Below are 22,137 nucleotides of genomic sequence, written 5' to 3'. Positions count from 1 at the left end.
TTTGTAATTTGACCTGAACTAACAAGAAAAGATTAATATTCGGTTGAAATGTTTTTATTTTATTCTCAGGATGACCGATTAACATTAATCGTTCTTAACGATGGATGCCAAGCCAATATTTTAGCGATTGTTTGAATGTTCTTCGGAGTTGTTTGGCGGTAACGTACCGTGGATTAAATATCGGCGTTCGAAGAAAATAAGACAATGTAGCGGATTTTCCTTTTTCCATCACAATGATGTACCAGTTTTCGAAAAAGATACGTTCCAATTCTGCGATAGGATATTGTTTGCTTTGCCGGTTATGAAGAATGATTTCCTGGTAAATAGTGTAATACTCCTCAAGGGAATATCTGCTCTTTACCACTGGGGTTAGCAGGATATCCATATCGATGTGGTCGGCCTTTGGTAGTAATTTATCCAGTTGGTAGCGCAAAATAGCGCGGAGCTGTTGTGTAACGAGATCTTTTTTTCGGGTAGAAATATTATTACCGTGTATACGGTATTCACCGAGATATTCGGGGATATTATCGACCTCATAATTTAAAGCTATCCTAGAAAACAGTGCGTAATCCTGTGCTACGAGATGGTTCGGGTAGCCGCCGATGTCCCTAAAGGCTGACATACGCATCATAACGGTAGAATGCACAAATGAGTTATAGAATAAAAGACCTGCATGTAGCTTATCCGACCCAAAAAAAGGAGTCATCTTTTGCCCTGTCCGTTGCCCCATACGGTCGATGACATATGCATATCCACCCAAAACGGCTAGTTGAGGTCGGTTTAAAAAATGTTGAAGCTGTACTTCCAGTCTATTTCGGAAAGCAATATCATCGCTATCCAATACCGCCATAAACTCGCCTTTAGCTTCTGTCAAAGCTACGTTTCGCGTAAAAGGAAGCCCCTTATTACCGTCGTTTTGAATTAAGCGTATCCTAGGGTCATTGAAACTTCGGATGATTTCTACGGTATTATCTGTAGATCCATCGTCTACAACCAAAAGTTCAAAGTGAGGGTATGTTTGTTTTAATACACTTTCAATCGATGTTGCTATATAGTCCGCTGCGTTGTACGCAGCCATGAAAACAGTTATTTTTATTTTACGCTTATTCGGCATTTTTAATTCTGACATTTGGCTTTATCCTCGCTGTGTATGAATATTCTCTTTGCGTTGCATATGCAATAGCTTTATGGGAAAAAACAGTTTGATAACGCTTTTACGCTGAATTGACCTTAGGGGAAGAAGCCCTACTGGTCAATATATGACCTGTATCGTACTTCTGTACGATAGTAATGAATGTCTAATATAGATTATTTTTTTAAAGAAAGCTAAATAACCGAAAAAAGATGTTAATGCAATTGATGCAGTTTTGTCATCGTCCGTCACGAACGTTGAATTCCTAACAAGTATTTGAGTGATTGCTTAAATGTTTTTCGAATCTGTTTGGCGGTCACATATTGTTGATTAAAAATCGGTTTCCTAAGAAAAAGAGGAAAGGTATTGGATTTTCCTTTTTCCATTATAATGGCATACCAGTTATTGAAAAAGATGCGTTCCAGTTCTATTGTAGGGTATTGTTTATGTTTTCTATTTTCAAAAATGATGCTGCGATAAAGTGTATAATATTCTTTTGGAGAATATTTGCTTCCCGTAACGGGTGAAAGTAATATCGCTGGATCCAAATTGGTAATAGATAATGACAGTTTATCCAGTTGATAGAAAAGAATATCCTTAAGTTGAGCTTCCATGATGTCTTTTTTTTGTAAAGAGATATTATTTCCATGTATTCTATATTCTATCAGATATTGAGGAATGTTGCTTACTTCATGTTTTAAAGCTATTCTTGAAAATAGTCCATAATCTTCAGCAGCGATGTAAGGAGGGTAGCCACCTACTTCTGTAAAGGCCGACATGCGCAGCATGACAGTGGAGTGCACAAACGAATTGTAGAACAGTAAACCGGCATGGAGTGTATTTGTTTCACAAATGGGAGCCATCTCTTGCCCTGTCCTACACCCGGTATGATCGATGATATAAGCGTATCCTCCCAAAACAGCTAACTTAGGACGGTTCAAGAAATGCTGGATTTGTATTTCCAACCTGTCGGGATGGGCAATATCATCGCTATCAAGTATAGCCATAAATTCGCCTTTAGCTTCTGTGAGAGCGACATTCCTGGTAAAAGATAGTCCTTTGTTGCCATCATTTTCGATTAATCTGATTCTGGGATCTGTAAAACTGTGGACAATTTCCCTAGTGTTATCCGTGGAACCGTCGTTGACAATCAATAATTCAAAGTCTTCAAAAGTTTGGTTCAACACGCTTTCGATAGCTTGTGAGATGAACGGGGCGGCATTGTATGCTGCCATGAATACAGTAATTTTAGGCATAATATTTTCAACTGAAAAGTATTCCCTATACTAATAAAGAGGTGTCCATTGCGACGCTAATAACTGTTGTCATCGGTTTTATAATTAATCAATACAGATTTATGTCAGCAAATATAATTTTATTTCGGTTCAGTTTATGTATTTTTTACATAAAAAATTTTAGAGGCTCATTTAAAAAATAACGAAAGAATAATAAGCAGGTAAAAAGTGCTAATTAATCCAAGAATTGCTTTTTAGGGGAAGTCTTAGGAGAATTAAGACACCACGAATGGATAAAAAAGCACTTTTAAAATTGATGCATTTGGCTCTTTATTTTTTGTAAAATATTTTTCTTCAAAGAACTTAAAAGAGGATATCGCTGTATTTTATTCAAGATTTTGGCTAACGTCTTATTCCGATTGATAGTTTTAATGTCACCTTTATCCCACGCTTCAAATGTCACGTAATGGAATCCAAGCTGTTTGAGCAGTTGAAGATCTCGAAGTGAGGGAGCCGTACCAAACAGTTGACTGCCAAATCTATAGGTTTGGAGTGGATATGTTTGGTTATCACGAATCTGGAAATTTGAAGTTTTTGAAGCTACCAAAAAATTTCCAAAGGTTTCATATTCTGAAAAGCCAGAGTGCGCTAAGTGTTGTTTTTCGATGTTTTTTAATATCGCTAAAGGCCAACAAAACGAAGGATTGTAGAAATGTATAGTATCCAGTAAGTTCTTCATCTCTTGTTTATCGACCATCATATGTTCGGAAATGAAAGAGTAAGGGACTTGTTTGGTTAGGTGAAGTAGATTATTTAGTGTTTCAAAATAGGGTTGATGATACTCTTTTCCAGGATGTATTAAAATATGGTTGTACGCGTCGAAAAAATGAATAGGTTGCAGCGGGATCGTATCGGCATCCCAGATTAAATAGTAATTTGCGCTAACGAACTGATGGGCATGCATTTTCAAAAATTGCTGGAAGTACCACCCCGTCCTTTTTATACTGCCCGTATTCGCTTCTATAAAATCGGCAATATCTTGATAGTTTACCTCGTCCACAAAATCCCTTTCATCTACAAGATGTAATTGGATATGCTGCTGGCATATAGTTTTAAAAGCAGGGAAATAATCTTGATGAGTTATAATATATATAGTGCGAGGTTTAAGAAATCGTATGATATGCCGTAAGGTCGTTTGGGAGATATCGATATGCTGCTTTCCGACACACAACACCAGATCGTATACAGGATTTCCAGCAAATTTTCGCTGTTCGTTTTTCATTGGCTATTAAAAGGTGACGAAACTATCTAAAATAAGACCACGGCCATCTGTGTTCGCACGTGTCTCGTTTATCCACTTATCAGGGGATACGACTATTTTGTCGGGGTTGTTATTGAGCCAAGCTCCCCACCAGCTAAAACTGCTGTTGGCGATAATGTTATGATTGCACAAACTCATCAATTGCATGTCGATATAACTCTGCTTGCCGATATTCCAGTCTACGAAAACGGCATCTATATCTTTAAAAGTCTCCCTACACCAAGGAATATCGTTGGAGAAAACAATAAATAGGGGAGCGTCTATTTTGCTTTTTATATACGCGATAGCTTTCTCATAGTAATTATGATCACATATACTTCCCAGATGTTGGTTAGCTTCTATGAGATAATCTCCCCTACGGATATGAAGAGAAACACTCTCACGTTGTTGGATGCGGTGGATAAGCTCTTCACTTCTAGTGTCGGTGATTTGTGGAAACCGGAAATGTTCGCGAAGTTCCTTGGATACTCTATTGATGTAATCGATATGCTGCCAGTAACCCCAATAATATCGGTTCTGTTTATCGCTAAAGATTGTCCTGTCGTAACCGAACGACATGGTTTCTTCCGTATAGGCGCGTCTCGTGCGGTACAACCGTCTTAGCTTACGCCATTTCCATTTTCGGTTGTTAGGAAGATATAGATTTAAATCGAATTCAGATGCTGTATTCAGTTTGATGTTGAAAATGTCGTTCAGTTCAAATCCGTTATGGAGTGTGTAGTTTTCAAAACCAGTTAAATCCGCTTTTACCTTTTTAAACGTTTTTTGGAGAGCGAGATAAAACCCATATTGAAACATTTGATTTCCCAACCCACCTAAGAATTTAACTATCTTCATCTAAACGATATCTTGTGCCTAATAATTCCTATTTAACTGTAACTATATTCTTGCTAAGGAGTAAATATACTATTTTTGCCATAATTTTAAGTTATTTGTGTTATCCAACATCGCTAGAAAATATCTATCTCGTCAGTTTTTTAAAAAATACTTTTATCCTATTTTTTATACGTTTCTCCCTATTGCGATATATATTGAAAAGTTCTTCGCGTCTTGTTATTGCTTCTAAAGAAAATCGCTCAAAGAAAAGGCGTTTATACTTTTCATTTAGCAAATCGAATATGGTTAGCTGCGCCCTAGTTTTATGTTCAATCATCACTTGAATATTTTTCGTTATACTCTTTTCATGCAGTCTATAGAAAACAAGGCTCTCATTAATGAAGGTCACATCTGGTTTTTTTTCAAATATGTTTAGCCAAAATATCCAATCTTCTCCCGCCTTTAACCCTTCATTAAACGTTAAGTTTCCAATTATATTTTTACTGAAACTTCCGCAATGAATAGGAATCGAAAATTCACCGTCCCATTTCAATAAAATATTATCAAAATCTAGATATTCTTGCCTAAGAGTACAGAAGGGAGGTGAAATTTTACCATTTTTGATGTGCTCAAAAGATGTAACTACTAATTGTACTCCTTTTACATGTTCATTATAGCACTTTGTTAATTTTGACTCGTTGAGGCAGTCATCAGCGTCTAAGAATTGTATATATTCTCCTTTAGCTTTAGACAACCCATGATTCCGAGCACTGCTCAGTCCTCCGTTTTCTTTCTGATATAATTTAAAACGACAATCGTTTTTTTCCCATTCTTTGGCAATCTCAGCGGTATTATCCGGTGACCCATCATCAATAATTAAACATTCCCAATTTTTAAAACTCTGTTTTAAAACAGAGGCCAGCGTGTCACCTAAAAAATTAGCTTGATTATAACAAGGTATAATTATGGAGAAAATAGGCGTCATATTTCAGTTATTTACGAGAATTGTGATAAAAATAAGATAATGATAATAGCAATCCAAAATAAAGCTTTTTGTGGTAGAAAGTCAAGTCCTGTAAATTCATGTTCTATAATCCCTTCGTTTAATCAGTAGAGCCATTCTAATCTGTTTTGTGAAATTAAGTTTGGTAACAAATGGATTTTAGGCAATAGATATGTTAATATACTATGATTTATGTTAACTTTGGATTTAAGCGTTGCGTTCGATTGAGCATCTTCTTATATGGTGTTATTATCGAAGTTGAAATATGAAATATCCCCAGCTTCGTCGATATAAAAAGTAAATGGAAAAAAAGAAAGTCTTATTACTTGCTTTAATAGATTATGGGCTTTATCAAAGTATAAAGGAGAATTTAGAGAGAAATGGATATGATGTCACCTTGGTTCTGAACTATGGATATGAATTTTCATATACTAGCATATGGGATAGATTACGAAACTTCTTACACAAGATTTTGTTAAGAGATTACACTTATAAAGATAAATTGAGGAAGAGTTTTCTTGAAAATAAACAGGTCGATATTATAAACGAGGAAGACTACTACGATTACTGTATAGTAATAAGATCAGATTTTTTTCCGATTGAAATTCTAAAAGCAGCTAAATTGAAATCAAGATCATTTGTATCATATCATTATGATGGATTAGGTCGTAATAAGAAGGTTTTTGAAAGAATCGATTTGTTCGACCACTTTTTTGTTTTTGATAAAAATGACATAAAGAAGTATCCGGAGTATAATTTGAAGTTGGTAGATAATTTTTATTTCGACTGTTATCCCCGAGGGACAAATCAGGAGAGAGCAGGGAAAGCAGTTTATTTTTTAGGTTCATACCATCCTAGCAGATTAGATGATATGTTGCTATGTTACAATATTCTAAGGGAGTATGGTCTTGAAGTCGATATTGACCTGCTGATTAATGCTTACCTTCCTGACGATTCACCACTCTATCAAAATGTGGATATTAGTTTACTTAAGGATGTTATTCCATATAAAAGCTATTTGGAGAAGATATCGCCTTATGGAATCCTTTTAGACCTTCTTATTGCTGAACACCAAGGACTTTCCTTTCGGATTTTTGAAGGATTGTATTATCAAAAAAAGGTCATTACAAATAATAAAAGCGTGCGGGAGAGGGATTTCTATCATCCCAATAATTATTTTATTATAGAAAATAATAATTTTAATGGCTTAGAGGAATTTATAGCAGCACCATACAAGAATATTGATTCTAACATTGTCGAACAGTATAGTTTTACTTCTTGGTTAAACACGCTTTTAAATAAAAAAGATTAAAAATGAAAGAGGATGTAATAAGTATCATCATTCCTTGCTATAACAACGCAACTACTGTTAGGGAATCGGTGGAATCTTGTATTGCCCAAACTTATACAAATTTTGAGGTTATCATTATTGATGATGGATCGACGGATAACTCTTGGGAAATCATTCAAAGTTTGGAGGCCCAATTTCCACAGGTGCGTTCCTTTCATCAGAATAATAAAGGGCCAGCACGTGCCCGAAACTTTGGGGCTTCTTTTGCGCAGGGCAAATATATTGTATTCCTAGATGCCGATGATAAATTTGCGCCGAGTTTTCTGGAGGAATGCATAAATGTATTTAATACTAACCAGGATGTTGATATTGTGTATTCCTTAGTGGAGAAGTTTGAAGAGGAAGAGGGGATTTGGGTACAGTTGAATTATTCTACGGAAAGGATCCTGCTGGGAAGCTGTTTCCCTATATCGTCGATGGTTGAGCTGGAGAAATTTAGGCAGATTGGCATGTTTGATGAGGAACTGGCACATGCAGAAGATTGGGAGATGTGGATTCGTATGACAGCTCAATATCCAAATGCTTACAAAATAGAAAAGCCTTTAGTATTTTACCGAAAGCGTGTGACGAAAGACTCGATTTCTGATTTGGATAGAATACATAATTACGCTGATTATACGCATTTGTATATTTATAATAAGCACTACGAATTGTATCGCAAGCACAAGCGATCTATTAATGATCTGCTTTGGGCAAAAGAAGAGGCGGTAAAATATAAAGCAAAATACTATAACGAATGGTATCGAAAATTGATATACAAATGGTTTCTGAAAAAAGAAAATAAATGAGATTATATATGATTTTCGTAATAGAATAGATAGAAATGGGTTTAAAAATAGCCATAGTTGTTCAACGTTACGGTTTAGAGGTTAATGGTGGAGCAGAGTACCACGCTAGGATTCTTGCTGAAAAGTTATCTGGGAAATATCAGGTGGAGGTGCTAACAACTACAGCGTTAGACTATTATTCATGGGATAACCACTATCCTCTTGGTGAGGAAAGTATCAATGAGATAAAAGTTTATCGCTTTGCTACTATCAAACAAAAATCTAAAAAATATCGAACGGCTAAAAGAGCTATCTTTAAACAAAAAAAGTATTTTAAAATATTAAAAAAAATCGGAATATTTGATTTTTTCGACAGACGGTTTCATATAACAGAAGTCAAACATAGTGAAATCGAAAATTGGCTTATCAGCCAAGGGCCTTATTGTCCAGAATTGGTAAACTATATAAAATCCAATGGAAGGCAATATGATACTTTTATTTTCTTTACCTATCGATTTTATCCAACTGTAGTAGGTATGCCGTTAGTTTCCGATAAAAGTATTTTTATACCGACGGCGCATGATGAACCGCTTATTTATACGGAACCCTATAAAGATATTTTCTCCGTACCTAGATTTATTATGTACAATACCGAATCTGAAAAAAGACTGATTGAAAATGTTTTCAAAAATCATACAAAACATAGTGATATAGCTGGAGTAGGAATTAATAAATATGTTGGAGAGGGACAAGCTCTTCCTGATTCTATCGAAGCTAAAAAGTATTTCATTTATATTGGACGGGTTGACAAAGGGAAAGGATGTGATCAGCTGCTGGAATATTATATCCGATTTCAACAGGAAAATCCGCAATACAAGGAATACAAGTTGATTCTTGTAGGAAAGAATGACATGACTGAATGTTATGAGCATCCTTCAGTTATTTACATGGGATTTGTTTCGGAAGAACTGAAGTATGCATTACTGAGGAGCGCACGGGCTACTATTATGCCCTCTTTGTACGAAAGCCTTTCACTGGTTACATTGGAAGGCATGAACGAGAAAATCCCAGCTATTGTAAATAAAAAATGTGAAGTGTTGTATGAGCATATATTAAAAAGTGGGACAGGAACGTCGTACGATTCTTTGGAATCCTTCTGTTCGGCTCTTAAAACGTATATTACAAAATCAGATGAAGAGCTTAAAGAAGAGGGCGAAAAGGCAAAAATATATGTTGCAGAAAACTATACTTGGGAATCCGTTTTAGCGAAATTTGAAAAAGGAATTGATTTTGTCACTGGCTTCATCAAGGATTAGGAATCTATCACAACATTCAACCTTTCCAATATCTTATTCCAGGAATAATTTTCTTCTACATAGCTAATGGCTTTCCTGCTTGGACCTTCATTTTCCTCAAACTGGTCTAACGCTAGCATCTCATTTAACTTCTGTATAAAGTCGGATTTTGATATATAGTAATGGGCTGCAAAATTGCTATCAATACAATGTTGTTTCATGACCTCGGATTTCCCATTTACAAGTGCTGGCTTACCTAGCTGCATGGTTTCGAGCAATAGCAAAGAAAGGCTTTCCCTATCGGAGGGATTAACAACTAACTGTGCATGTTTAATCAGTGCTGTTTTTTCCGATTCGCTTACAAAACCCGTATATTGAATGTCAGGATGTTCACACTTTGCCATAAAGTTGCCACCCGTAAGAACCAGCTTAACTGGATCATCGCTTTGATTTTTATAAGCGATGAACCATGGTATTAGATTCCCTATTTTTTCTTCTGCTATTCTGCCAAAATATAGAACATATCGGTTTGGTAGATTGTATTTCAGTTGTACGTCGGAGAAATCTGCTGCTTCTTCGAGTTCTACGCCTACGGCGAGGATGCTGTTGGACGACATCTTATTTCCAAAAATACGCTGGCAGAGATCCCTTTCCGAGGCTGTGTTGAAAGCTATGTGCTTAATGGTAGTGAAAATATCAGCAAGATAAGCACGGAAGAAATCCCCCTCGTCGTGTGCTGTCGGAATAAAAATGCATTTATGAGGGATGATGTCATTTATAAAGTAAAAATTAGGACAAGGATAGGAAATCAAAAAAAGAGCCGAATAGGATGCTTCATTGGTTTTGACATAATCGATTAAATCAGGAGAATACAGACCATGTTTTTTTAAGGTTTCTATTTCTTTTTTTGCAAATAAGCTCCAAGATGGAAAGAGAGAAGCCACATATCGTAATAGACCTCTTTTATATAAAAACCGACGGATTTTCCTGCCCGTTCGACTTTTGTTATAAAATGTACTAAAACGCTCTTGGTTGAAAGGGATTGTTCTGAAACGTCGTACCCTGACGCCATTTATTTCTTCCACGCCCTCCTTATAAAAAGGTGTAAACGTTTTATAGTCCTTTGCTGTCGTTGTTAATACTTCAACATCGTAATATCTACAAGCTCGTTCGGCGAGCATCTTGCAATGTTTTTCCGCTCCACCATTAACCTCTTCTCCATATAAGCCTATAACAAACCCGATTTTTTTCATTTAAGGGAATGGCTATATGCCTACAACTTCGTGAAAGCCCGGAGAACGATGTCTCATTTTATGTGCTATTGTTTCTCTATAAATAAATTCGTTTGGTTTGGTATTTGTTCGCGCAGAAAGCGGATGAAATATATGATAGCAGACAGCAGCCCATTTCAATTTTCGCTTTTTTATACCCTTATTTACCAATCGTTGGGCAAGTTCGTAATCTTCCCATCCCCAACCTTTAAAACCATTATAATACCCGTTGACATCAATATAATCTTGTTTCCAGAATGCAAAGTTACAACCTTTTACATTCCAGGAAGAATTACTTTTCGAAGAGAATAGAAACGATAAAAAAGGAAAACGGATAGCATTGAATCTTGTGTCCATTCCCGACGAAAACGGATTCAACGATAAAAGAAAGCCGGATTTAAGGATTTCGTTGGATCTTTTTTCGCCTATAGCCGCCCGGCTTCCTGCAATAAAATAACCTGGTTTAGCTGCTTTTTTATGGTCTTCAATAAATCTTTTGTGGAGGACAATATCGCCGTCAATCTGAATAATATAAGGATTGGAGCTGGTTTGTATAGCTTTATTTACAATAATACTTTTGCGAAAACCACGATCCTCATGCCAAACATGCTTTATACTTAGGCGATGTTCTTTGTTAAAATTCTCGATCAGAATTTTTGTCTGTTCGGAGGAACCATCATCTGCGATAATAATCTCCTCCGGTATAACCGTTTGTTTCAATATGCTTTTCAAAACCAATGCTAATGCTTCCGGCCAATTATAGGTGGAAATCAATAACGTAACTTTTGGGTATTTGTTCATATTTATCTATTCGATTCTAATGCTTTTTTGTATATAACGTAATAAGAAGTGCGATTGTGTACAACAGATTCTAATATTTACGTAATTAATTTATATTGCAGTATAAATTCCATCTTCTATCCACGTCAGTTTTTTGCTGATAGCTTGAGACAATATTTCTTCATTCTTTCTCAGGTTCGATCGCGAGTTTTCTTCATGATAGATATGGTAAGCCACCGCTCCGAATTTTATAAAACGCTTTTTCTTTCCGGCGTTTAATAGTCTGATAGTGAGCTCTGCATCCTCGCTCCCCCAGCCTTGTATGCTTTCGTTATACCCGTTTACTTCTACGAGATCCTGTTTCCAAAACGACATATTGCAGCCCCGAAGTGATAGTGGCTTATTCTTTTTGTATCGATCAGCTAAAAAATGAGATAACGGTATAAAACGATAACTATTGAGTATAGACGCTAATGGGAGTGCTGATTTTTTTATACGAGGAAGTTCCGGTGCTTTCAGAATATTAGCACTATATTTTTGAGGTAATAGTACCCTGCTGCCACACAGAAAAGTTTTGGGTTGCGCCAAAGCTAAGTGGTCTGCAATGAAATCTTTGTGAAGTATGATATCCCCATCAATCTGAATGATATAGTTACCTTTTGCGGCTGCAATAGCTTTATTGCGTATCGCGCTGAGTCTAAATCCTTCATCAGCATGCCATATATGAACAATAGGGACAGAAGACAAACGTTGTAGTGAGGAAACCATTTCTTTCGTGTGCGGTTTTGATCCATCGTCCGCTATAACAATTTCTTTGGGCAACTGCGACTGCTGAAAGATGCTCAGCAGACATTTTTCTAAAGCTTGTGGCCAATTGTAAGTAGAAACAATGATGCTTACCTCCAGCGTGTCCATATTACGATTTCCCATTTTCCAGATACTTCTCTAAGCCAAAATTGTTCCAAATCGTTTTTTCTTTTACGGAAGCTGCCAGAATCGACTTGTTTCTTTCTTCATGCGATTTTTCCTTTTTTTCGGGATGAAAGAGGTGATAGGCAATAGCAGCAAATTTAATGATCATCTTTTTAACGCCTTTATTCATTAGACGTAATGTGAGGTCGCTATCTTCGTGGCCCCACCCCTCAAAGTTTTCATTATAGCCGTTTACTTCAATTAAATCTTGTTTCCAAAAAGACATGTTGGCACCTCGGGCGTAATATATTGGATACTTGTTTTTATATTTCTTCAATAAATAACGTGACAAAAGAGGTATCCGAAAACCATTTTCTCTTCGTTTAATGTCCGGTGACCAGATATTTATATAAGTGCTTTTCTTCTCAAAAAGGCTTTTGCTATACATTTTTCCTAACATGACACGTGAGCCTTGAAGAAGAAAACCAGGTTGGGCGATATGAAGGTGATCCTCAATAAACTTTGCATGTAGAATAATATCACCATCAATTTGTACGATATAAGGTGTCGATGCTTTGGCAAAGGCCTTGTTACGGATAGCGGCAAGCCTAAACCCTTTGTCTTCGTGCCAAATATGGATTAACGGTACGGTAAACAGGTTTTGCATGCGCATGATCAAATCTTTGGTAGCAGACGTAGAACCGTCGTCTGCAATGATGACTTCTTCGGGTAAAATTGTTTGATTAAGAACGCTGAGAAGTGTCAGTTCTAATGCTTCTGGCCAGTTGTACGTGGATATGATAAGCGAACAGTCTGTTTTCATGCAGGATCGTGTTGTCTATATTTATTATATGTATGGTGTTTATCCTGCCAGTGTCGGGACAGGCTTGGTCTCATTGCTTGTCTTTTTATGTTAAAATATTCTTGACAAAATTGTAACAAGAATGTGCAAAATTACACAATAGTAGGTACTTTTGGAACTAAATGAAGAATTGTAGTCTTGTAATTTCCACCTATAATTGGCCAGAGGCGCTAGATGTATGCTTAAAAAGTGTAATGGAACAATCTATCTTGCCAAAGGATATCGTTATTGCAGATGATGGTTCAGATGATAGGACAACAAAAATTATTGCCTCATATCAGCTCACATCCCCCGTTGAAATAGTACATGTATGGCAGGAAGATATAGGGTTTCGTAAGTCAATTATTATGAACAAGGCGATATTAAAGGCAAAAGAAGAATACATTGTACAGATTGATGGGGACGTCATTCTGGATAGACACTTTATTGCAGATCATTTATATGTGGCAGAAAGCGGATACTTTGTAAGAGGGACACGGTCACATATTGCGAAAGAACAGGTAGAGGCAGTCTTGAAAGCTAAAGAAACTGATATCCGTTTCTTTTCAACGGGTGTTGTCAATCGTTTTAACGCTATCCGTATACCTTATCTTTCTTGGCTGGTAACAAAAAAAAGGAAATCCGGGCAAAGCGTCAGAGGCTGTAATATGGCATTTTGGAAGGCTGATTTTAAAGATGTTAACGGATATAACAACGACTTGAGAGGGTGGGGGCATGAGGACGAAGAACTCGCAACACGCCTTGTCAATCACGGAATAATCAAGAAAGCCGTGAAATTCCGTTGTATACAATATCATTTATACCATGAATTGGCGAGCCGTGATAAAGAAGAAAGCCATAATGATGTTTTATGGAAAATCAGAGAGAGTGGCATAACTCGATGCAAAAATGGTTGTGCTGAAGTCTAAATGAGCGCACTGGACACCTCATCAATTTTCTCCCCGACCATCTCCGGCGTGACTAGATCAATAGCTTCTATGCCGTTACAAATACACGATTTATTTCCATAGATGGAGCTAGGGCGATTAGGATGTTCTATTTGAATACAATCTTCCATAGATTGTCCATAACCTAAGAAGCCGGCATAAGGATGTGTTGCTCCCCAAATAGATAAACAGCGGATACCCACTAACGATGCCATGTGCATACCGGAGGAATCCATGCTGATCATGAAGTCCAAACGGTTAATAAGGTCAAGTTCTCCCTTTACACCCAATTGGCCAATCGTATTATGAACATGGGGATGCTGTTTGTTCCATGTTATCGCCTGCTCGAGTTCCTGTTTTCCGCCGCCAAAGACGAAAAACGTATATCTAGATGCAGGAAACATCTTGAAAATGGTATCCCAATGGCTCAATTTCCAGACTTTGTAGGGGTGCTGGGCAAAAGGAGCGATACCGATTTTAATAGTTTTTGATGATAATATCGCTCGATATGCGTCCGGTATAGGGCGCTCCTCTTTTTGTAATTGATGTTTTAGCTTTAGTGAAAAGCCAAGCGTTCTGAAGACATCGGCATAACGCTCAACAGTAGGACGTAGTGGTTTGAAAATCTTATGCCTTTTTCTCGTCAGTTCCTTTTTTCGATGGCGTGCTTTATCAAGGATAGCCAAACGATAGCCAGCAGTTTTAAAAAATAATGTCAGAATCCGTGAACGAATATTGTTGTGCAAGTCGGCCACGTAATCAATATCATATTTTTTAAGCTCATTGAAAAGCCGCCATAACCCTTTAGGGCCTTTGTGTTGCTCGTCGGGAAAGATAGGATGGAAGGTGAGGTTGGGAATTCCGTCAAAAAAAGCCGCGAACTGTGGTCGACTTACCATGACGAGTTCTATCTGCTTATGCTGAGCGCTGAGCTCTCGTAATACAGATGCCACCATTGCCACATCCCCCATTGCCGAGAAGCGTATAACCAATACGCGGGCTTTTTTCATCTTCCTTATTGTATTTTTCTGTATAGCACAGGATTCAGTGAAGGGTCATTATACATTTTCATCTGCTTGTAGACTTTCATGTATTTCTCTCCAGATGCAATATCGACAAGCAGTTCATCAATGCTTTGTGACAAATCTTTTCGTTGCGCTAATAACACATCTAATTTTGACCGACAAGAAGCAATATGTGCTTGATCCACATCGGTGCGTTTGGTTTCCAGCTCCATGTGGTATATCTTCAGTGCCAAAATGGATAGCCTGTCGATAGCCCAGGCAGGACTTTCGGTATTGACTCGTGCATGATCTTTCACCTGAACATGATGGAACTGTTGCAAATAATAACTATCGATATATTCTACTGTATCGGTGCGTATTTGATTTTGTTTGTCAATACGACGTTTCCAGTTCAACCCCTCTTCTGGAGCGATATCTGGATTTCGGACGACATCTTCCATGTGCCACTGCACGGTGTCTATCCAGCATTTCAGATATAATAGATGTTCTAACGATTGGCTGTCGTATGGATTCTCCATAGGATGGTCTATCTCATCATAACGATGATAATCTTCAATGGCACGTTGAAATATTGTCTTGGCAATTGCACTGATCATAACGGCAAAGATAAGGATTTTTTTATCTTCTTTTTCTCCGCGAAAAAGAAGCAAAAAGCTCGTCGCTGCGGATATTTGAGAAGAGGGATAGTACTAAGGATGAATTTCTACATACCTCAAATCTCCGGATGCGACATTGAATATTAAGGAGGAGATTGTGCAATTGTATTATTCCCTTTTTAACCCTTAAATGCCACATATAAAATTTTGAAATATGTAGAAATAATATTTATGCAATATCCCCTCCATTCAAAATTTTAAAGTGGCGAGTTTTTTTGCATACTTTTTTTGCGGAAAAAAAAGTATAAAGAAAAATTTTTAAGACACCTTCTCCATTAACCAATTGGGAAATATCCCTAATAGGATAACCAATACGGTTAGAATATACGCTATAATAAGCAAAACGCTGACTTGTTTTTTATCGGTTATAGGTTGATCGCTATTGCGTAAAAAGGCGTATAGTGGAATCTTGAAATAGAAAAAAAGCGAGATAACAGCTGTAAGTGCACCGACAATTAGCAACAGGAGCGGGCCCGTATCACCCGATGACTGAAAGATGGAAAACGTAGAGGTAAACACCAGCAGCTTCGCTACAAACCCTACCGTTGGCGGTATGCCGATAAGTGAGACAGCAACCAATGTAAATGCTGTAAATAATAGCGGCATCTTTTTACCCAAGCCGGCGTAGGAAAGGAGGGAAGTGGATCCTGTTTCTTGTTCTATTTGATCGATAAAAATGAAGGTAGCCAAATTCATGATGACATATGCTACAACATAGAATAATAAATAGCTGAAAGCATCTTGATAGGCAAATACGACCATAAGGAGCAAGCCGGTGTGGCCGATGGAAGAATAAGCCATCATCCGTTTAACATCTTGCTGTCGAAGTGCAGCGAGATTACCGATAAGCATCGTGACGACGGCTACCACAATAATAAACCAAGTGCTTAGTTCTGAAAAATAAAATGCAGTGGACGACCACGACTGGTAAAGACGCGCAAATAAGACAATTGCACCCACTTTAGGTATAGTAGATAAAAAAGCGGTAATAGCAGTAGGCGCACCTTGATAGACATCGGGACTCCATACATGAAAAGGTACAAAGCTAAGCTTAAATCCGATCCCGGTAAATACAAAAAGTAAAGCGAGCGTAACAATAGCCTCGGGCGCATCCATTAGTCCTTGTAGATGTGCGGCCGATTGGAAATCGAGGTTACCTGTTAATCCATAGACGAGCGAAAGGCCATATAGCATTACCGCGGCACATACTGATCCAAAAAGAACATACTTCATAGTAGCTTCTGATTGGACTTTATTCTGTGAAAAATAACCCACCAAAATATAAGAAGCGATGGAGACCATCTCTATACCGATGAAAGCCATTAACCAGTTACTTGTAGAGCTTAATACATGCATTCCTAATGTAGCGGCTAACAATATGCTATACACATCACCATTGTTCTTGGAGTGGCGTTGTTGTAGGAAGATGGCGATAATCAGTGTACTGCAAATAATCACAAGACGGGCATAAGTACTTAGTGGATCGACTAGCCACATGCCCGAAAAGCCCGTTCCTGTCGTAGAAAGTTGGTCTATAAGATAGTACAGTGAAAATGCCAACGTAACCACACAGCCGATAAACGTGCTGTTTTTCCAACGTCTTTCTATAAAAAGAGCCATAAAAATGCACACGATAAAACCAATAATCAACGCTAGCTCCGGTTTAAATAGCGGAATAGAGGCGATTATCTGGTCGAGTATGTTGGGAATGGAGACGTTCACGTTGTTTATTATGCTTACAAATAGGGTTTTATTAAATCAATAAGTTGTATTACAGAAGCATTGAGGTTGCTAAAGATAAGCGACGGCATAATGCCCAAAAGCAACGCCAGCGCAAGTGCAGGAAACAAAATAACCTGTTCGCGCGTATTCAGATCGGTCAATGCTTCTTGCCAAGCCAATCCACCTTTTAATCGCGTTTGCCCGAAAAACATGCGTTGCAATGTCCATAGGAAGTACGCTGCACTTAATAATATCCCGATCGACCCACCTATGGCCATCCAACGGGGTACACCCGTAGCCATGCTTTCGGCATTGAATGCACCAATGATAACGAAAGCCTCTCCGATGAAGGCCGAGAAGCCAGGCAACCCTAATGAAGCAAAAAACGCAATAGCTACATACGCAGTATACTTTGGCGTAAGCGAGGCTAGACCACGGAAGTTATAGATATAACGATCGTGTACACGGTCGTATAGAACACCGACTAAGAAAAACAACGCTGCACTGAGGAATCCATGGGAAACCATTTGGAATATAGCGCCCGATACCCCTTCGGCTGTCAATGATGCAATTCCGAGTAATACGAACCCCATATGCGATACCGAAGAATAGGCAATCATGCGTTTTAGATCCTTCTGTGCTAATGCATTGAGTGCCCCGTATAATATGGATATCACCCCAATCAAGGCAAGCCACCAATTGGTGTCCGCAGCTATATCGGGGAAAATGCTATAACAGACCCGAATGATACCGTACCCACCTATTTTCAGCAATATACCGGCAAGAATGATAGAGACCGGTGTAGGGGCTTCTACGTGTGCATCGGGTAGCCAAGTGTGGAGCGGAACAATCGGTACTTTAATGGCAAATGCGAAAAACAAGACAATAAAGCCAATCAGACGAGCCGGTATACCAAAGACTTCGTGATAATTCGCTATATAAGCAAAGAAAGAACCGTCCACATAGTTGGCAGGATTCATCATATGCAACATATTGAACGTATGTGCTCCTGTTGCTGGATTGATTACAGAGAAATAAAGTCCTACGATAACCAAAAGCATGAGTACAGAACCCAATAGTGTGTAAATAAAGAATTTAATCGCAGCATATTCACGACGCTCCCCTCCCCATATTCCGATAAGGAAATAGAGTGGAAGCAACATGATCTCATAGAAAACATAGAATAGGAAAAAGTCCAACGCAGAGAAAATACCCATTACCGCTGTATTCAGTATCATTAGCAAGGCAAAATACCCTTTGGGGCTTTTATCGATGTTCCACGAAGCACCAACACCCATCAGCATAACCAGTGTACTTAACACGATAAGGGGGAGTGAAATTCCGTCTACACCAATTAAGTAATCAATCTCCAGTTTTCCGATAGCGCCTAAATCCATTCGTATCCACGCCAACTGCTCCACAAACTGGTAAGCATCTAACTGTTGGATACCGCCCAATGTAGCGTCAAAATTTCCGTATAGATAAAGAGAAAGACCGAATTGCAGAAAGGTGAAACCTAAAGCAACGTATTTATAGGTCGCTTTAGCTGATGACGGCAAGGCCAAAATCAGTAATGTTGCAACCAACGGTAAAAATATCAATATGGATAACAAGCCCATTTTCTATTTAATTAACAAATAAAGTATTCCCAAAACAACAATAGTCAATGCAAAGCCCAAATACGCCTGTAACTGTCCATTTTGAACATGCCGGACAAGATGGCCAATATAATATGTCGCATGGGCAAACAAATTGACCAGCCCGTCGACGATATGTTTGTCAAACCAATAAACAATAACTGAAAACCGACGTATAAACCAAGAGAAAAGCTTGGTGAGCCCGTCCACCACATGACGATCAAAAGCATATAGTATGCGGCTAAGCTCTACAGTTCCTTTTACGAATATGCGTTCGTTAAATTCGTTCAGATATCCCTGCTTATTGGCGAAGCGTACCAAGATATTGTTTTCCGATAGAGGATATTTCTGTTTTATATACCAGTTCCATCCGATGAGCCACATCAAAACTGCTCCTGCCGTTAAAAGGGCGGGAATGAATACATGGGCTTGTGCCAAGCTCGGATAGGTGGAGTCAGTATCCAATATCAGCATAATCCAAGAACGATGATAATCTGCCGGCGACGGACCAAAGAAAGGAAATAAACTACCTGCTGCAAGTACAAACATCGGAATAAGCATGGTCTTCGATGCTTCATGAAACGTCATATCAGCTTTAATATAAGTGCGGTATTTAAAAGAACCGAAAAACGTCTTGAAGATAATCCGTCCGATGTAGAATGCTGTCAGTAAACTAACGATAATCAATACCACCGGAATCAACACATATGCACCGCCAAGATGGTTTGCCCATTCGTATGTGGTAATCACGATGCTATCTTTGGAGAGATACCCCGAAGTAAATGGGAATCCGGCAAGGGATAACGAGGCAATCACCATACAGGTATAGGTCTTGGGCATAAAACGTCGTAGACCGCCCATATTGCGCAAATCCTGTGGATCGAAGTCCAGTTGTATCTTAGTTTTCAGATGTGCCATTTCATGTATAACCGCTCCTGCACACAAGAACAGTAAACATTTGAAAAACGCGTGCGTGGTAAGGTGGAACATGGCAGCATCCCAGGCACCGATACCAACACCCACTATCATAAAGCCCAATTGGGAGATTGTTGAAAAAGCGAGTACTTTTTTAATATCATATTGCCCCAAAGCAAAAAGAGCAGCGGACAGCGCAGTAATTGTACCAATGATGGTGATGACCAAGAGAACGGTCTCATTGAAAAGTGGAAAAACAGTACATAGTAAGAACACACCTGCTGCAACCATAGTAGCGGCATGAATTAGAGATGATACCGAAGTAGGGCCCTCCATCGCATCGGGCAGCCATATATGTAATGGAAACTGGGCTGATTTTGCCATAGCTCCCAGAAAAAATGCCAGACCGGCGAAGGTAACCCAAGAGGTATTTTTATCGAGTGCTGGTATGATGCCTATATCAACCCCTTTAAAGAATGTTCCTGTCTGGCCAAATAAAGCTGACAGATCTAAAGTGCCGCAATGTGCATAAACAAGGGCTACCCCAATGAGAAAGCCAATGTCTCCGATTCTATTGATCAAAAATGCTTTTTTATTAGCCTGTACAGCAGTTTCTTTGGTGAACCAAAAACCTATCAATAAATAGGAAGCAAAACCTACCAACTCCCAAAAAATATATAGTTGCAGCAGATTGAGCGATACAGTGAGGCCTAACATCGCAAAGCAAAACAGACTTAGGTACATCCAATAACGGTGTATACCGCTATCACCTTTCATATAGGCGCGGGAATAAATATGCACAGGTAGCGCGATAATACAAACAACCAGTTGCATCAAAGCGGTGAGATTATTGACTAGTATACCCACATAGAGTGTATGCTCTCCAATGGTGAACCATTCCCATTTTTTTAAAACAGTGGTTTCGTTCCATACAGGCAAAAACACACCGAACAGGCTTATTATAGTACTCGCTAAAATAGCGGTTAACGCAATATTGCCCGAAATCGCTTTTTTACCCAATAAGGCTTGTATAATGAATGCCAATAAGGGAAACAACATCACGAGAATGCTGGCGGTAACGGGTGATATGTGGAGAAGGGTGTTCACTTAATCTTTCAATTCGTGGATGTTTTCGGGATTAATGGTTTTAAAATGGCGGTATACATTCAAGATAATTGCCAGTCCCACAGCAACGGCTGCTGCGGCAAGAACGATGGCAAACAAAGCGAAAACCTGGCCGCCGTAATTTATTTTGTCGTATTTTCCGAAAGCTACAAAATTCAATATAGCGGCATTGATCATCAGTTCAATGCCAACCAATATCATAATTGTGTTGCGTTTAGCAAGCACTGCATACAAACCGATACAAAAAATACATGCACTAACAACCAAAAAATGGGTAAGGGTTATCATTCGTTATCCTCCTTTCGTGATAAGTGCGCAGCTCCCATAAGTGCCATCATGAGGAAAACGGATATGATTTCAAAAGGTAAAACATACTGGGTCATAAATTTGAACCCCAATACCTTTATATTATTGTCCGTAGGTAAAATAACCATTCCTTTGGCTTCAGATTGCGTAATCCATTGCGGCATATGCTGTGACCAGCTGATATAGCTGTATACCATAACGCCTAGAAAAGCTAAGGCTAGGATCAGCGCCTGCCAGTTAGGCAGCGAAATAAAACGCTTGGATGTAGATTGTAGGTCGTTAAGCAATTCTTTGTTGGACAGCATAAAAGCAAATATCAACAGAATAAGTACCCCACCGACATACACTAAAATTTGTGTAATGGCGATAAAATCCGCCAGAGCGAAAAGGTAAAGCCCTGCCATCGCAAAAAGCACGATGAAAAGCAAGAACAGTGCACGGGCAGTATTGCGTATATTGACTAATAAAAGGGCAGAAACGATAGCCATGCCGGCGAAAGCGTAGAATAATAAGGATTCTATCGTCATTATTTTTTCTTAGCTGCCTCCTTATCAGCTTGAAAACGTGTCCACTCTTCTTTTCGTTTCGAGATCTCTTCGTCCGTCATATCGGAAAAACCATAGATCAGATCCGTCAGTTTTGACGTGCTGCGGTCATATTGATCAGTCATGGTGATACATTCTGTAGGGCATACCACCGTACACAGTCCGCAGTACATGCATTTTGCCATGTCGATATCGAACTTCTCCGGATACAACCGTTTGACACTGCCGTCTGATGTCTTTCCGATGACACCCACTGATTTGATGGATTGGATGTCGATACAATCTACGGGACACGCCTTTGCGCATAGATCACAGACGATACAGTCTTCAATATCGACCTGCAATTGATAACGTGCCACTTCGGGAATAGGCATCTTTTCCTTTGGATACTGCACTGTGGTAACACCTTGTTGCTGCTTAAAGTAGTTTTCGTCGCGAATATCGAGCGTACTACGTGATTTGCGTGCACCAAACAAGTGCCTGACCGTTAAAAATAAACCTTTAACGGCAGTCATAAATCCTTGTATGGTTGTTT

The 22,137-nt window shown here is 38.6% G+C and carries 21 protein-coding genes; 4 read left to right on the top strand and 17 right to left on the bottom strand.

Features of this window, described 5'->3' with window-relative positions; translation table 11 throughout:
- Positions 1-94: 94 nt before the first annotated feature.
- From H8B21_RS01585 to H8B21_RS01565, 5 genes are all read right to left on the bottom strand, one after another.
- Positions 95-1,129 carry a glycosyltransferase family 2 protein gene (locus tag H8B21_RS01585; RefSeq protein WP_190312038.1) on the bottom strand — a complete coding sequence of 345 codons (1,035 nt, stop codon included), beginning with the start codon at positions 1,127-1,129 and terminating at the stop codon, positions 95-97.
- A 251-nt stretch (positions 1,130-1,380) separates the two neighbouring features.
- Positions 1,381-2,388, bottom strand: a complete 1,008-nt coding sequence (locus tag H8B21_RS01580; RefSeq protein ID WP_223814768.1) for a glycosyltransferase family 2 protein — start codon at positions 2,386-2,388, stop codon at positions 1,381-1,383.
- A 286-nt stretch (positions 2,389-2,674) separates the two neighbouring features.
- Positions 2,675-3,649, bottom strand: a complete 975-nt coding sequence (locus H8B21_RS01575; RefSeq protein ID WP_190312036.1) for a DUF6492 family protein — start codon at positions 3,647-3,649, stop codon at positions 2,675-2,677.
- Between the two features lie 6 nt (positions 3,650-3,655).
- Positions 3,656-4,525 (bottom strand): alpha-1,2-fucosyltransferase, encoded by an 870-nt coding sequence (locus H8B21_RS01570; RefSeq protein ID WP_190312035.1) that lies wholly within the window; start codon positions 4,523-4,525, stop codon positions 3,656-3,658.
- Between the two features lie 124 nt (positions 4,526-4,649).
- Positions 4,650-5,489: a glycosyltransferase family 2 protein gene (locus H8B21_RS01565; RefSeq protein WP_190312034.1), complete on the bottom strand. Its 840-nt coding sequence runs from the start codon at positions 5,487-5,489 to the stop codon at positions 4,650-4,652.
- A 319-nt stretch (positions 5,490-5,808) separates the two neighbouring features.
- Here H8B21_RS01565 and H8B21_RS01560 point away from each other — a divergent pair, with 319 nt between their 5' ends.
- Genes H8B21_RS01560 through H8B21_RS01550 form a run of 3 tightly spaced genes read left to right on the top strand, consistent with a single transcriptional unit; the run spans position 5,809 to position 8,941 of the window.
- Positions 5,809-6,819 (top strand): CgeB family protein, encoded by a 1,011-nt coding sequence (locus H8B21_RS01560; RefSeq protein WP_190312033.1) that lies wholly within the window; start codon positions 5,809-5,811, stop codon positions 6,817-6,819.
- Positions 6,820-6,821: 2 nt separating this feature from the next.
- The gene (locus H8B21_RS01555; RefSeq protein ID WP_190312032.1) at positions 6,822-7,646 is read left to right on the top strand and encodes a glycosyltransferase family 2 protein; all 825 of its coding nucleotides are present in this window, start codon (positions 6,822-6,824) and stop codon (positions 7,644-7,646) included.
- Between the two features lie 35 nt (positions 7,647-7,681).
- Positions 7,682-8,941: a glycosyltransferase family 4 protein gene (locus H8B21_RS01550; protein ID WP_190312031.1), complete on the top strand. Its 1,260-nt coding sequence runs from the start codon at positions 7,682-7,684 to the stop codon at positions 8,939-8,941.
- Here H8B21_RS01550 and H8B21_RS01545 read toward each other — a convergent pair.
- The 4 genes from H8B21_RS01545 to H8B21_RS01530 form a co-directional block, all read right to left on the bottom strand.
- Positions 8,938-10,173: a glycosyltransferase gene (locus tag H8B21_RS01545; protein ID WP_190312030.1), complete on the bottom strand. Its 1,236-nt coding sequence runs from the start codon at positions 10,171-10,173 to the stop codon at positions 8,938-8,940. The genes H8B21_RS01550 and H8B21_RS01545 overlap by 4 nt on opposite strands.
- Before the next feature lie 12 nt (positions 10,174-10,185).
- The gene (locus H8B21_RS01540; protein WP_190312029.1) at positions 10,186-10,992 is read right to left on the bottom strand and encodes a glycosyltransferase family 2 protein; all 807 of its coding nucleotides are present in this window, start codon (positions 10,990-10,992) and stop codon (positions 10,186-10,188) included.
- Between the two features lie 90 nt (positions 10,993-11,082).
- Positions 11,083-11,901, bottom strand: a complete 819-nt coding sequence (locus tag H8B21_RS01535; RefSeq protein ID WP_223814767.1) for a glycosyltransferase family 2 protein — start codon at positions 11,899-11,901, stop codon at positions 11,083-11,085.
- Positions 11,888-12,706 carry a glycosyltransferase family 2 protein gene (locus tag H8B21_RS01530; protein WP_190312028.1) on the bottom strand — a complete coding sequence of 273 codons (819 nt, stop codon included), beginning with the start codon at positions 12,704-12,706 and terminating at the stop codon, positions 11,888-11,890. The genes H8B21_RS01535 and H8B21_RS01530 overlap by 14 nt, the downstream gene beginning before the upstream one ends.
- A 161-nt stretch (positions 12,707-12,867) precedes the next feature.
- Between H8B21_RS01530 and H8B21_RS01525 the strand changes: the two genes are divergently transcribed.
- Complete coding sequence (locus H8B21_RS01525) at positions 12,868-13,653, top strand: glycosyltransferase family 2 protein (RefSeq protein ID WP_190312027.1); 786 nt, start codon at positions 12,868-12,870, stop codon at positions 13,651-13,653.
- Here H8B21_RS01525 and H8B21_RS01520 read toward each other — a convergent pair.
- From H8B21_RS01520 to H8B21_RS01485, 8 genes are all read right to left on the bottom strand, one after another.
- Positions 13,650-14,681 (bottom strand): glycosyltransferase family 9 protein, encoded by a 1,032-nt coding sequence (locus tag H8B21_RS01520; protein ID WP_190312026.1) that lies wholly within the window; start codon positions 14,679-14,681, stop codon positions 13,650-13,652. The genes H8B21_RS01525 and H8B21_RS01520 overlap by 4 nt on opposite strands.
- 5 nt (positions 14,682-14,686) lie before the next feature.
- Positions 14,687-15,292, bottom strand: coding sequence for a DUF4254 domain-containing protein (locus H8B21_RS01515; protein ID WP_190312025.1), 606 nt, complete (start codon positions 15,290-15,292; stop codon positions 14,687-14,689).
- Between the two features lie 318 nt (positions 15,293-15,610).
- On the bottom strand, positions 15,611-17,074 hold the full coding sequence (locus H8B21_RS01510) for an NADH-quinone oxidoreductase subunit N (RefSeq protein ID WP_317170353.1): 1,464 nt from the start codon (positions 17,072-17,074) through the stop codon (positions 15,611-15,613).
- A 14-nt stretch (positions 17,075-17,088) separates the two neighbouring features.
- A complete protein-coding gene (locus H8B21_RS01505) occupies positions 17,089-18,693 on the bottom strand; it encodes a complex I subunit 4 family protein (protein WP_190312024.1) in 1,605 nt (534 codons plus the stop codon).
- A gap of 3 nt (positions 18,694-18,696) precedes the next feature.
- Positions 18,697-20,733 carry an NADH-quinone oxidoreductase subunit 5 family protein gene (locus H8B21_RS01500; protein ID WP_317170352.1) on the bottom strand — a complete coding sequence of 679 codons (2,037 nt, stop codon included), beginning with the start codon at positions 20,731-20,733 and terminating at the stop codon, positions 18,697-18,699.
- A complete protein-coding gene (nuoK, locus tag H8B21_RS01495) occupies positions 20,734-21,039 on the bottom strand; it encodes an NADH-quinone oxidoreductase subunit NuoK (protein WP_190312023.1) in 306 nt (101 codons plus the stop codon). It lies immediately after the preceding gene.
- Positions 21,036-21,584, bottom strand: coding sequence for an NADH-quinone oxidoreductase subunit J family protein (locus H8B21_RS01490; RefSeq protein WP_190312022.1), 549 nt, complete (start codon positions 21,582-21,584; stop codon positions 21,036-21,038). Before H8B21_RS01490 ends, nuoK begins: the two co-directional genes overlap by 4 nt.
- The gene (locus H8B21_RS01485) at positions 21,584-22,117 is read right to left on the bottom strand and encodes a 4Fe-4S binding protein (protein WP_190312021.1); all 534 of its coding nucleotides are present in this window, start codon (positions 22,115-22,117) and stop codon (positions 21,584-21,586) included. The genes H8B21_RS01490 and H8B21_RS01485 overlap by 1 nt, the downstream gene beginning before the upstream one ends.
- Positions 22,118-22,137: the final 20 nt, after the last annotated feature.

The organism is Sphingobacterium chuzhouense (assembly GCF_014692525.1).
Lineage (GTDB): Bacteria > Bacteroidota > Bacteroidia > Sphingobacteriales > Sphingobacteriaceae > Sphingobacterium > Sphingobacterium chuzhouense.
This window is presented reverse-complemented; position numbering and strand designations above follow the sequence as displayed.